This is a genomic window from Kribbella deserti, from assembly GCF_042434725.1.
Lineage (GTDB): Bacteria > Actinomycetota > Actinomycetes > Propionibacteriales > Kribbellaceae > Kribbella > Kribbella deserti.
Map to the genome: position 1 here is coordinate 64,364 of NZ_JBHLTC010000036.1, position 12,705 is coordinate 77,068.

Below are 12,705 nucleotides of genomic sequence, written 5' to 3' on the forward strand. Positions count from 1 at the left end.
GTGTCTGGTTCCAATCCCCTGGACCGGCCTACGAGCCCCCTCGCCAGTCGGGTGGACTCTAGCCCACATCGCCGGCCGATCGCCTGGTTGTGAGGGATGCTCCTCTGGCGGCCAACCGGCGGTCGGCCGTGATCGGCGGGACCGGTGCGGCCGGCCGGGCGCGGGTCGTGCCCCCTCCCCGCCAGTCGTCCCCAGTGGTCGGCGAGTCGCCGCGAATGCACGCGTCCACTCGCGGGGAGCGGGTGAACGAGTCGCCGCGCATGCACGCGTCCACTCACCGGTGGTGGGGCGAGCAAGCCGCCGTACCGGGGACACCTTGCGGGAGCCGAGCACCCCAAACGGCGTCCGAGCAGCCGTTATAACCCCTGCCAGGATCCCGTTCCCCCTGCCAGGAATCCGTTTCCCCTGCTAGGACCCCCACTTCCTCCGCCAGAACCCCGCGCGCCCCGGCCACGGGCGGCGCGCATCAGACGCTTGGCCGGCCTGAGCGGGCGATGCGGCGGCAACTGCGCTAGTGGTTCAGCTGGCCCGACGTCGTCTGGTTAGCGGGCGGAGGCTTGCAGGGCGGCGACAAGTTTTGGTTCGGTGAAGCCGGTGTGTTTTCGCAGAAGTTGGTCTCGTCGGGCTGGATCCCCCTCGGAGCGGGCGACCTCGACGTACAGGTCGATGACCTTGCGGATGCCGACGGCCTTGACGAGGTGTTCGACGGCGAGCCAGCTCACGCCGTAGCTGTCCTCGCCGAAGTCCCCGTGGAACACCCCGTCGATCGGCAGCACCTTGAGCGCGCGGAGTGACTCGGCGCGGATCTCGTCGCGGTACACCTCCACTCCCCTGGCCCAGCCCCTGGATCGCTGAGCTGCGACGCGGTAACCGACGTACTCCGCGAGCCCTTCGACGAGCCACAGCGGCGCCCCGCCGCCGAGCCGGACCGCGCCGACGTGGGTGAACTCGTGCGCCAGCAGATTGGTATCGATCCGGCCGCGCATCTTCGGGCTGATCACGATCAGGCCACCGACCACCTTGGCGGTGGTCCGGTCGATCGGCACGGTGTTGTCGATCACGGGTTTCGCGACGGCCGCGATGGCGTGCCCAGGTAGCGCCCAGGTGGTGGCGAGCACCTGTTTCTCCCGCATGGCGACCACCACGATGGTGGGTTGCAAGCGCGTCTGCCAGGCCTTCCGGACCTCGGCAAGGGAGGTCTGCGAATCAGCCGCGATCTTGCGTCCCAGCGCACCGTCGCCCGCGCTGACGATCACGAACACGCCGGGTTTTCGCACCACCTGGATCGGGCCGAAGTCCCACGGCTGGCGATGCCCGTCGTCGTCGAGATCGCGGTCGAGGTTGTCATCGTCGAGCAGCAGCCAGCGTCCCGCCTTCGAGCCGAAGGTGTAACCCAGCTCGGTCACGGCCGGCGCGTGTCCCGCGTCCTTGAACTGGTACCGCATCACCACACGGAAGGCCGTCGCGCCGGCCGGAGTTTTGTCGCTCATCCAGGCTTCGGCCCGGTGGTACGCGAGTGCCTTGAAGCCGATCGTGCGCAGGTTCTGGAAGAGGCCGGCATGTTTGCGGCGCAGCGCCGCGTTCGCCGGGTCGACGTCGCGGAGGAAGGCGGCTTGATCGCCCGCGAGCACGGCGCGCGCCCGCCGCTGCAGGATGACGTCGACCGCCGCGCCGACCTTGCGCTCGGCCTCGACCGCCGCATCCGGCAGCGAGACGCTCACCCCGCTCACCGACAACTCCGGCGCACGCCCGAACGCCAGCCAGCCCCCGCCGGCCACCACCCCCGACGCGGTCAGCACCGCCACGGCACGAGCCGCCCAACGCCGAACATCCATCCCCCAGCCCTCCCCAGGCCGCACATCATCACTGCGTCAAAGGTAACCCCGGCCACCGACAATTAGGTTATGTGTGTGCCCCGCGGGTGGTCTTGCCACCGACTGGAACACGTGGTGATTCCTGAAAAATGAGCGATCACCCGCGGGTCTGTCCGGTGGAGATGGTGTCCCTGTTCGGGAACTTGGAGCCAGTTGTCGGGTGGACTCCTGCTATGAATTGTCTGGGCCATGCCGTCTCGATCCGGTCAGCAACCCTGCTGGTTATCGAGATGAAGGACCAAGAGCTGTATGAAGTTGACGTTGGGCGTTGATGTTGCTTGCCGGGCCGCGCATCAGGCCTCGCTGGCCGGTGTGGACGGGACGCTGGTGTGGTCTGGGCGCAAGTTCTTCACCAGGCCGGCTGACCTGGAGCGGTTGTGGGACGACCTCGACCTCGACGACGACTGCGAGCTCGTGGTGGTGATGGAGCCGACGCGTAACGCGTGGGTGCCGCTGGCGTCGTGGTTTCGCCGGCGTGGCGCGAAGGTGGTGTTGGTCCCGACGACCCAGTCGGCCGACTTGCGCGCCTACTACTCCAAGCACACCAAGAACGACCATCTGGATTCCAAGATTCTGGCCCGGTTGCCGTTGCTGCACCCTGACGGATTGCGTGAGCACACTGACACCGGACCGGCCGCGCCGCTGCGACGGGTCGTGAAACAGCGCTCCTCGATCGTGAAGCGGCGCACCGCGATCTTCCAGCGCCTCGACGCGCAACTGGAGCTGCTCGGCCCGGCCCGGTACGACGCGCTGGGTTCGAACTACGGCAAGGCCGCGCTCGCGGTCCTGGCCCGCTACGCAGACCCCACCGCCTTGAGCAAGCTGGGCCACGCGCGGCTGACCCGGTTCCTGATCCGCCATTCTCGCGGCGCCTGGCGCGATACCCACGCCACCGCGCTGCTGGCCGCGGCCCGTGAATCGGTGCAGCTGTGGGGCTCTGAGGGCATCGACTTCGCCGAGCTCGGCGCCGACATCGCTGTCGAGGCCGAACAGGCCCAAGTCCTCACCGAACAGATCGAGGACCTCGACGAGCGGATCGCGAACCTCTACGCCGAGGCCGACCCCGACGGTGTCATCGCCTCCGCCCCCGGCGTCGGACCCGTCACCTCCGCAGTCATCGCCGGCCGGATCGGTGACCCACACCGCTTCACCAGCCTGGCCGTGATCCGCGCCTACTCCGGCCTCGTCCCCAAGGTCGCCCAATCCGGGCTCAGCGAGCACCGAGGCGGCCTCACCAAAGCCGGCGACGCACTGATGCGTGAAGCGCTGTTCGCGGCCGCTGACCAGGCCCGCAAAACCGACCCTCAACTCGCCGCGAAATACGTCCGGCTGATGAACTCAGACCGTCACCACGACTCCGCCCTCTGCCACATCGCGGCCATCCTGCTCACCCGGATCGCGACCTGCTGGCGCACCAACACCCCCTACCAACTCCGCGACACCGACGGCAGGCCCATCACCGAAACCGAAGGCCGCGACATCGTCCGCGAACACCACCAAGTCGACCGCCAGACCCGCATCAACGCCGCGAAGAAGCGGCAAAGCCAACGCCTCAAAAACAGGACGGGCCGGGAGCAGAAGGAGTCGCAAAGCGCTCCAGCATCCCGACCCGCCAACACCAATTCTACGAACACCTCGGCAGCTTGACATCCCTTAGGAACTCAATTTTTGCCACCGCCCAAATCCGGCGTACGGCATGCTGAACAGATGCAGACGTTTGTGCTCGACCGGAACGGCTGGAGCCACGCCCCAGCTGGCTGGTCCCGCGGCGCGAGTGGCACCAGCGGCACAAACGCCCGCGCCGACGGCCCTGATGGCGGAAGGCGCAAGGCTTGAAGGGCTAGACGCCGACGGTGCCTGGCCGGCTGATCCGCAGACAGACCTGCCGGCCAAGTCACAACTGGCCGATCGCGGCGATGGTGTGGTCGGACTTCGGGCACATCCAACTCGGGCCAGCGATGGCCTGGACCGGAGTGAGCGGATGGGAGTCCGGGTGTTCCGGGCACTCGGGCCAGGTGGCCGGGAGGCTGAGGCGGCCCAGTTCCTCGAGGACGAAGTCCTGCACCTGGTCGGCGATATGCACGATCCGGTCGGGTTGCGCCATCTCGGTGGGCGCGAGCAGCCCGGTTCGCGCCGTACGGCCGGAAAGCATCCACATCGACTCGTACGACGGATCGCTGTCGACCGGCTCCGGCAACAGTTGCAACGTGATGCCACCGGTGTTCCGGAGATCCCGCACGACCAGTTCCAGCGCGGCCTCGAAGGGTGTACTCACACGAATCAGTTTGCCAGCGGACCCAGGTGATCGACCCGGTTTCCGTCGCCGCCGCCCAAATCTGGCGTACGGCATGCTGGAGGGGTGCAGACGTTTGTGCTCGACCGGAACGGCTGGAGCCACGCGCAGAATGTGGAAGCCTGCCGCGAGATCCTCAGCGCCCTACGGCATCACGCAGGCCGGTTCGAATGCGACATTCCCGGCGACCCGGACACGCCCGTTGACGAGGCCGCGCCCACTAGCAGTGACGAGTGGCCTGACGACGTACGAGCCGCCGCGCGCGTCCTGCGTTCGTTGCCGAAGGCCCGCATCGAGCCAGGCGGCTACGCGCAAACCGGCGTGCAAACGGTCGACTCCGAGGAGGTTTGGGCCGCGTTCGTCACCTTCGCGCCCTGGGCATTCGATGCGGCCGTCTGGGGCGAGGACTGGGGCACGATCGCGCACCTGACCGACGAGGGCTCCATGTCGGTCGAGCTCGACACCGCCGACCAGGCGACGATCGCCGCCATCGTCGGTGCCAGCCGACTGGTTCCACTGCGCGAGTGGCACCAGCGCAACAAGCGCCCGCGGCGACGGCCCTGGTGGCGGAGAGGTGAATGATTGAAGGTGCTAGACGCCGATGGTGCCGTCGATGCGTTCGCGCAGAAGGTCGGCGTGACCGTTGTGGCGGGCGTATTCCTCGATCATGTGGATCAGCACCCAGCGCAGGGAGATCTGGCCGCGCCACGAGTCGGTGCCTTCGATGTCGAGATGCGGGGCTTCAGCGACCAGCTGATCCGCGAAGGCCACCTCGTCCCGCCAGGCCTGCCACGCTTCGGCGACCGAAGCCGGATCGCCTTTGACGTTGTCGAAATCCCCGTCGGGGTGGTCCGGGGATGAGAACAGCGCGGGTGCGTGCTCACCTGCGAGCGCCCGACGGAACCACCGCCGCTCCAGGTCCGCGAGGTGCCGGACCAGGCCGAGCAGCGAAAGCGTCGAGGGTTCGACCGAGCGATGAGCCAGCTCGGTACTGAGGCCCGCGCATTTAAGTTCGAGCGTCTTCCGCTGAGCCGCGAGGAGATCGACGATGATCCCGCGTTCGTCGCCGGTGGCCCGTCCCTCGAACCGAACCTCGCTGGCTGGGTCCACCCAGATCTCGGCCCGCCGCCTGGTCACCATGTTCCGATCATCCCGGCCGGGCGGGTCAACTCGTCATACGTTCCGGACGCTGAGACGCCGGTCCAAAGTACGGGTGGCAGCCGCTCAGGCTGGGTGCCTGAGCGGCTACCGAGGTCCGCCCGGGGGGCTAGCCGGTGGCCTCTGTCAGGGAGATGCCGGTCGTGCTGCCGGCGCCGCCGAGTTTGACCTGGTGGTCGAGGCTGACGAACTTGCCGCCTTGGGCCCAGAGGGCGGGCTTGAGCAGCGCGTACTTGGCTTCGTCCCAGGTCGCCCAGTCGTGGTTGAGCAGACCGCCGGTGTCACCGGAGTTGGGGTTGAGCACCCAGAACGTGTGATGCAGGCGTTGTTCGCGGATCAGGTCGCGGAGCGCGGTCATCCACTTCTGGTTCCGGCCGCCGTCCAGAAATCCACCCCACTCCCCGATCAGCAATGGCGCCTTGTTCTGTTTGTGGATGTAGAGCCAGTTCGGGTCCCAGACATCCCGCTCGAGCGTCGTACGGTCCCAGTTGCCGGTGAACCAGGGTTGTTCGTAGACGAGTGGCCCGTAGTCGTGTGGCGAGTACACGAGCTGGTCCTGATGCGCCCCGAGGTTGATCGGGTGCTGAGCCACGCCGCGGAGCTGGCCGCCCCACCACGTGCTGTACCAGTCGGCCGGGTTCTTCGACGTCCAGGAGACGCCGTCCTTCGGATAGACCTCAGTTCCTTCGACGAAGATCAGCAGATTCGGATTCACGGCGAGGATGCGCCGTGCCGCTGTCTCCGCGAAGTGCTTGAAGTTGGTCGGATCCGTCGAGGTGTCCCACTTGGCGAACAGTGCCTCGGAGAACCGGCCATGCGGCTCGTTCTTGAGGTCGGCGCCGATGATCGTGTCGTTGTTGCGGTACCGGTTGGTGATCCAGGTCCAGCCGGCGTACACGATCTCGGTGGTGATGGCGCCCTTGTACCAAAGGGGATAAACGTGCCCGGAGTTGTCGGCCTCGGCGCTGTGCAGGTCGAGAATCACCTTCAGGCCGTACTTCTCGCAAAGCGCGAGGAAGCGGTCGAACACCTGCAGGTTGTTCAGGCCTTTCAGGTCCGGATTGGCCCAGGTGTTGACGTTCGGCATGATCGTCTGGCCCTTGGACCACTCGTCCAGCAGCTGCGACGAGACCGGTACGCGGATCACGTTCAATCCGCGCTCGGCCATCGACTTGGTGATGCCCTCCAGGTTGCCGGACCACAATCCGTGGAACACCCGTTCGCTGGTGTTGAAGCCGAACCAGTTGGTACCGGTGAGCCAGACCTCCTTACCGGCCTCGTCGACGATCTTGTTGCCCTGGGTGTGTAACCAGTCCATCGTGGGCGCCGCCTGCGCCGGCGTGGTGACAACGATCGGGCCGGCGAGCACGACCATGGCGGTGGCGGCCGACACGACCCCGCGAAGAGCCGATTTCCAGCGGGTGGAGAACACGATTACCTCCTGAAGGGATCAGCCGATCGAGCAGGCCTGGCCGCTGACCGAGAAGGCGGTCGGAGCGGTGTTGGTGCCCGTGTGGGTGCCGTTGAACCCGATGTCGACCGTCCCACCAGGTGCGATCGTCGCGTTCCAGGACCCAGGCGTGGCCGAACCGGTGACGGTCGAACCCGTCTGGCTCCAGACGGCGTTCCAGCCCTGCTGAACGGTCTGGCCGTTCGCGAAGCTGAAGACAAGACGCCAGTTGGTCAGCGGCGTCGTCGACGTGTTGGTCAGCTTGATCGAGCCCGTGAAGCCGGTACTCCAGCTGTTCGCGGAGTAGGTCACCCGGCAACCGCCCGGCGGGTTGTTCGTGTTCGACGTGGTCACCGGCAGTGCCGTCGACGCCGCCGAAACGTTGCCTGCGGCATCTTTCGCCCGGACCGTGAAGGAGTACGTCGTGTTGGCGGTGAGGCCCGTCGCGGTGAAGCTCGTAGTGGTCGAACTACCCGCGAGCGTGGTGCCGCGGTAGATGTCGTACCCCGTCACGCCGACGTTGTCGGTCGAGGCGGTCCAGCTGAGCGCGACCGACGTACTGGTGACCGTGCCGGCCTGGAGCCCGGACGGAACCGAGGGTGCGACCTGGTCGGAGGTGCCGCCGCCACCGATGACCGGGTAGGCGTTGCGAACGAGCTCGACGAACTGCGACTCGAACCACTGACCGGCCAGCGGCGCGTCGGGTGATGCACCGGTGAGCTGGTTTCCGAGCTTGGGCGAAACGAAGGTCGGGTCGCACATCCGGTCGAAACGCTTGCCCTGGTCGTTCGGAATGTCGGTCGAGGCGCCATCGGACTCACCCGGCGGCTTGATCCAGACGAACGCGTCCAGGTGCGAGGCGGGATAGCCGGCGGGCGTGGCCTGCGGGCGTTCGCCGATGCCCGCGCCGAGCGGGTTGCACCAGGCGCCGCGGTGGATACGGCGATCCACCCGGGACTGGTCGACGTAGGTGTTGAGGTCGGTGCTGCTGGACGCGGCCGTCGGGCGGGCGGCGCCACCCCAGCCGTTGCGCGAGGTGTCGACGAGCATGCCCGTGCTGGCCGGGAAGCCCTCAGCCACCAGCAGGTTGTACAGATGCGCGGTCCAGTCGATCTCGTCGAAGTCGCTGTTCCACTCGTAGAACTTCGACGATCGGATCGGGTTGCCCCCGACGGTCAGCGACGAGTTCGGCAGGTACGGCTCCACCAGCGGCGTGGTGTTGGCCGTGTTGGTGACGAAACCGTCGATCGACGCGTAGCCGGCCGCGGTGGTTCGAGCCACCCCAGCGAAGAGTTTGGCCGCAGGACCGGCGTTGGCGTCCCAGCCGAGCCAACCCGAGTGGGCCGCGTCGACGTAGTTGTAGACGTTCGGAATGGCGTGCAGCTTGTCGAGCGCGTACTTGACGCCTTCGCGGTAGTACGGCGCCGCCTGCTGGCACTCGGGGTGCGAGATATTCGTGATCAGGTTCGGCAGCGAGTCCGGCTCGATCGTCGCGGCGATGCGAATGCCCTGGTACTTCGGATCGGCCAGGATGGCCGCGATCGGGTCGATGTACTCGGTCTTGTAGCGGGCCATACCGGCGGCGGTCGCGGGCAGTTCGCCGTTCGACGCGAGCGCGTAGCAGTCCCGGCCCGGCAGGTCGTAGATGACGAGGTTGAACACCAGCGGCGTACCGGCCTGCTTCTGCAGCAGGGCCCGATCGAGGTGGAAGCGCAGCCCGTTACCGTCGGCGTTGCCGGTGATCGCGCTGATCCGGTCCATCCAGACAGCGGTCGGCTGGTTCTTGACCACGCGCATCTTGGCGGCGAGCGCCGGATCGGATGCCCGGGTGGCGGCGCCTTCGACGGCGGCGGCCCAGGTCGGGTTCACGTACTGGGTGGCGCCGGCGTACGGGTTGTCGACGTGTGGCTCGGCGGCACTGGCACTCGTGCCGATCAGCGGCCACGCGACGAGTGCCGTCGCCATCGCGGTACTTGCGGCCAGCAGCCGCTTGGGGAATTTGGACACGGAGTCCTCCTGAATCAGTTCGACGTGCCGGCCGGGCGGGGGCCGGGCACGAACCGCCGTAGAGACGGGGCGGCGGCTGAGCCGAAGGTCACACGTGCGGACCTACGGCGGGCAGAGGGTTAAGCGATTAAGAAGACGGCGCGTTACCGCATCGTGACCTGATGTCAGGCCCGATCAGCGCGCGTGCGGACCGGTACTGCCGCGCACGGCGAGACTGCCGATCGGTACGACGCGGCTCAGCTCGGGCTGCCCGTCGAGCACCGCCAGTACGGCGCGACCGACGGCGGTTCCGAGCTCGGTCAGCGGAATCGGCAGTGCGGTGATCGACGGCGTGGCCAGGCGGCAAAGCGCGGAATCGCCCGCCGCGAGGATCGACAGGTCCCACGGCACTTCGAGGCCGAGGCGCCGGGCCACGTCGAGCGCCGCGACCGCCGGCTGATCCCCGTCGTACACGATGCACGACGGCGGCATCGGCGCGGTGAGCAGGCGCCGGGTGGCGGCGGCGGCCCCTTCCGCGCTGGCGTTGGTCGCCATCGGAGTCAGCGTGCCGCCGACGTCATCGAGTGCACGCGCGAGTACGTCCAGGCGCAGCCGGGTGCGGTGCAATCCCGCCGGAGCCGTGACCGCCGCGACCTCGCGATGTCCCAGCCCCACCAGGTACGCCGCCACCCGGGCATATCCCTCCTGCTCGTCGAACGAGACCGAGGCCAGCCCTTGCGCGACATCCGGCGGCCCGAGTACGACGGCCGGCGCGCGCATCCGCCGAAGCGCGTCGACCCGTGGATCCTGCGTCAGCACGTCCGTCACGATCATCACGTCGAACCGGCGTTCGGCCCACCACTGCTGGTACGTCGTGACCGCGGCCTCGGCGGAATCGACCACGTGCAATACCAACGCGTAGCCGTGCTCGGCGACAACGGCCTGCGTGGCGGTGACGAAGTCGAAGAACGCGGCGGCCTGCGCCGTACCTCCGGCTTCGGTGGTGACGACCAGGCCGATCGCGCGCGGTCCCGTGTGCATCGACCGCGCGGCCGCACTCGGACGCCAGCGGTACTCCGCCGCGATCCTCAGCACCCGTTCGCGGGTGGCCGCGGAGACACCCGGCCTGCCGTTGAAGGCGTACGAGACGACGGCGGTGGACACACCTGCGGCCCGGGCAACGTCCGCGATCGTAGGACGGCGCGCGGGTGATCCAGGACTGGCGGCTGGCGGTGGCACCACAATGACCAAGTGTGTCGTCCGAGGCGCTGTGGCGCATCGGCTCAGCTCAGGCAACCTGACGAGGAGTGCGATGAGTACGACCCGGCGTGGTTCTGCGGCATCAAGCGCGCGGCGCACCATCGGCGTGCTCGCGCCGGTGGTCGGTGGGTTCTACTTCGGCGCACTGATCGCCGGGGCCTCCCGGGCCGCGCGCGACGCCGGCCACCGGGTGGTCGCCGTACAGACCTATCCGGCCGGCCTCGACCGCGAGCGCTATCCCGACGAACCGTTGCTCGAGGTGCCGGTGGCGCTCGGCGCGGTCGACGGCATCATCGTCATCGTCAAGGCGGTAAGGCACGACCGGCTCGCGTCGGTCCAGGCGTGGGGCCGTCCGGTCGTGATGGTCAGCGAGGACGAGACCAGCCTGCCCGCGCCGGTGGTGGTACCGGACAACGCGGGCGGGGTGCGCGCGGCGGTACTGCACCTGCTGGACCACGGTCATACCCGGATCGGGTTCGTCGGCAATCCCTCGCAACGGGACATCCGCGAACGCTACGAGGCCTACCGTTCGACGCTCGCGGACCACGGGATCGTGCCGGCGGCGGCCTGGTTCCACGAGACCGTCGACAACCACGAACAGGCGGGTGCCGACGCGGCCACGCGATTCCTCGGCAAGGGGATCCCGACCACCGCGACCATCGCCGCGACGGACCGCAACGCCATCGGTTTCCTGCGCGCGCTGCGAACCGCCGGGCTCGTCCTGCCGCGGGATCAGGCCGTCATCGGGTTCGATCACACCGACAGCGGCGCCCGGCTGCTGCCCCGGCTCTCAACCGTCGACCCGCACAACGACCGGCTGGGCAGGCTCGCGGTCGAGTTGCTGCTGGCCCGCCTGCGTGGACGGGAAGTGACCGACGGCGTACATCGCGCGCCTTCGACGCTGGTGATCCGGGAGTCCTGCGGCTGTGGCGCGATCTCCGGCGATACGCCTGGCCGGAGTCCAACTCCGGCGGGATCCCGGCTGCAACGGCTGGCCGATACCGGATTCGGCGCGCCTTCACTGGGCACCGATACCCACCGCAGGACTGAGGGCGACGCCCGCGGGCGGTGGGTGCACGCCGTACTCGATCCGATGATCGCGGCGACCGAACACGGCGCGCTTCCGTCTGGTGCGGCCCTCAGCCGGCTGGCCGATCTGACCTACGATCGACGACCGCATCCGGAAACCCTCGAACAACTCATCGCCGCTGTTCGCGAACTCGAGCGCGAGCTGATCGACACCGTTCCGGCCGGATCTGATCGGGCCGCGGCGCTGCAACGCACCGGCACGGAAATCCTGCTGGCGTTGACCAAAGGCTGCACCCGGCCGATGCTCGCGCGCAGCGGCTACCTGGAACGGACCATCGCCGACCAGTACGAGGTCGACATGGATCTCCTTCGTGGCAAAGGCCCGAGCCCGCGCGCACTGACCTGGCTGCCGAGAGATGGACGCGGCGCGGCCTGCCTGGGGTTGTGGGTCGGCCACTCCCCCGGCGACCGGCAGGTGGAGATCGTCGGCGTCGACGACAGCTCCGGAGCACTGTCCCGCCTGATCGGACTACGTACGCCCGCGAGCCAGTTTCCGCCCGCGGCACTGACCCGCGGCGGGACACCCGGCAGCAGCCAGCTCACGCTGGTCCTTCCGGTCACGTCCGGCGGCAGCGACTGGGGACTGCTCGCCATCGACGGCAACGTCGACACCCGGATGACCAGCGGCCGCGACAAGTACAACCACTGGGCGGCTCTGCTGGCCGTCGCGCTCGATCAGGAACGTCTGATGGCCTCGCTGCGCGATCAGCGCCGCGCGTTGGAGGAGGCCGCGGGCCGCGAACGCGCGCTGGCGGACACCATCCGGGCAAGCGAGGAACGGTACGCGCTCGCGTCGATGGCGGCCCAGGACGGCACCTGGGACTGGGATGTCTCCGCCGGCACGGTCTACTACTCGCCCCGGTGGAAGCAGACCCTCGGCTACGAGGAACACGAGATCGGTTCGTCGCCCTCGGAGTGGCTCGACCGGGTCCATCCCGACGATCGCCTGGACCTGTCCGCCTCGATCGCGGCGCAGCTCGGCGGGGCCCGGACGCCGCTGGAGCTCGAGCACCGGGTTCGTACGTCGTCGGGCGACTACCGGTGGATGATGTGCCGCGCGGTGACGGTTCTCGACGACGCAGGCTGTCCGGCCCGGCTGGTCGGCGCGCTCGTCGACATGACCGAACGCAAGGAGCAGGAACTCGCGCTGCGCCGCAACGCCCTCCGCGATCCCGAAACCGGCCTGGTCACCCGGATGCTCTTCCTCGACCGGCTGGGCGCCGCCCTCAAACGAACCCGCCGGGCACGGGAGTACGACTGCGCGGTGGTACTGCTGCGAGTGGCCGAGGCGCCCGGCGACGAAGCGGCCGAGGCCGACGTACGGCGTGAGGTGGTACGGCGCCTGCGTCTCGCGTTACGCGAAGGCGATTCGGCGGCGAGGTTGCGGCAGGACGAGTTCGGCGTACTGCTCGACGACGTGCGGGCGGATCCGGCCCGGGTGGAGGAACTGCTCGCGAGCGCGATGTCCGAACCGGAAATGGGCATCGCGGTCGGCGTACTGCCGAGCATCCAGCGCTTCAAGAACGCCGATGACGCCCTCCGCGGCGCCGACATCGCCCTGCTCCGCGCCCAGACCCACTCTTAGGGGTCGACGG

General features: G+C 68.4%; 10 protein-coding genes. 4 read left to right on the plus strand and 6 right to left on the minus strand.

Annotated features, from left to right (window positions below; translation table 11 throughout):
* Window positions 1–542 precede the first annotated feature (542 nt).
* Entirely contained in the window at window positions 543–1,835 is a 1,293-nt protein-coding gene (locus tag ACFFGN_RS27110) for a hypothetical protein (protein WP_380052916.1), read from the minus strand.
* A 288-nt stretch (window positions 1,836–2,123) separates the two neighbouring features.
* Between ACFFGN_RS27110 and ACFFGN_RS27115 the strand changes: the two genes are divergently transcribed.
* Both ACFFGN_RS27115 and ACFFGN_RS27120 read left to right on the plus strand, forming a co-directional pair.
* A complete protein-coding gene (locus ACFFGN_RS27115; protein ID WP_380052918.1) occupies window positions 2,124–3,521 on the plus strand; it encodes an IS110 family RNA-guided transposase in 1,398 nt (465 codons plus the stop codon).
* 60 nt (window positions 3,522–3,581) lie between these two features.
* Window positions 3,582–3,710: a hypothetical protein gene (locus ACFFGN_RS27120; protein ID WP_380052920.1), complete on the plus strand. Its 129-nt coding sequence runs from the start codon at window positions 3,582–3,584 to the stop codon at window positions 3,708–3,710.
* Between the two features lie 58 nt (window positions 3,711–3,768).
* Here ACFFGN_RS27120 and ACFFGN_RS27125 read toward each other — a convergent pair whose 3' ends face one another.
* A complete protein-coding gene (locus tag ACFFGN_RS27125) occupies window positions 3,769–4,149 on the minus strand; it encodes a DUF8819 family protein (protein WP_380052922.1) in 381 nt (126 codons plus the stop codon).
* An 84-nt stretch (window positions 4,150–4,233) separates the two neighbouring features.
* On the opposite strand from ACFFGN_RS27125, the gene ACFFGN_RS27130 reads away from it, so the two are divergent.
* On the plus strand, window positions 4,234–4,749 hold the full coding sequence (locus ACFFGN_RS27130) for a hypothetical protein (protein ID WP_380052924.1): 516 nt from the start codon (window positions 4,234–4,236) through the stop codon (window positions 4,747–4,749).
* 9 nt (window positions 4,750–4,758) lie between these two features.
* On the opposite strand, the gene ACFFGN_RS27135 is transcribed toward ACFFGN_RS27130, so the two are convergent.
* The 4 genes from ACFFGN_RS27135 to ACFFGN_RS27150 all read right to left on the minus strand — a co-directional run bounded on the left by ACFFGN_RS27135 (window position 4,759) and on the right by ACFFGN_RS27150 (window position 10,123).
* Complete coding sequence (locus ACFFGN_RS27135; protein WP_380052926.1) at window positions 4,759–5,307, minus strand: DinB family protein; 549 nt, start codon at window positions 5,305–5,307, stop codon at window positions 4,759–4,761.
* A 127-nt stretch (window positions 5,308–5,434) separates the two neighbouring features.
* Complete coding sequence (locus tag ACFFGN_RS27140) at window positions 5,435–6,757, minus strand: glycoside hydrolase family 5 protein (RefSeq protein ID WP_380052928.1); 1,323 nt, start codon at window positions 6,755–6,757, stop codon at window positions 5,435–5,437.
* 18 nt (window positions 6,758–6,775) lie between these two features.
* On the minus strand, window positions 6,776–8,782 hold the full coding sequence (locus ACFFGN_RS27145) for a glycoside hydrolase family 6 protein (RefSeq protein WP_380052930.1): 2,007 nt from the start codon (window positions 8,780–8,782) through the stop codon (window positions 6,776–6,778).
* Between the two features lie 174 nt (window positions 8,783–8,956).
* A complete protein-coding gene (locus tag ACFFGN_RS27150) occupies window positions 8,957–10,123 on the minus strand; it encodes a LacI family DNA-binding transcriptional regulator (protein ID WP_380052932.1) in 1,167 nt (388 codons plus the stop codon).
* Between ACFFGN_RS27150 and ACFFGN_RS27155 the strand changes: the two genes are divergently transcribed.
* Window positions 10,074–12,695, plus strand: coding sequence for a substrate-binding domain-containing protein (locus tag ACFFGN_RS27155; protein ID WP_380052934.1), 2,622 nt, complete (start codon window positions 10,074–10,076; stop codon window positions 12,693–12,695). The genes ACFFGN_RS27150 and ACFFGN_RS27155 overlap by 50 nt on opposite strands.
* Window positions 12,696–12,705 lie beyond the last annotated feature (10 nt).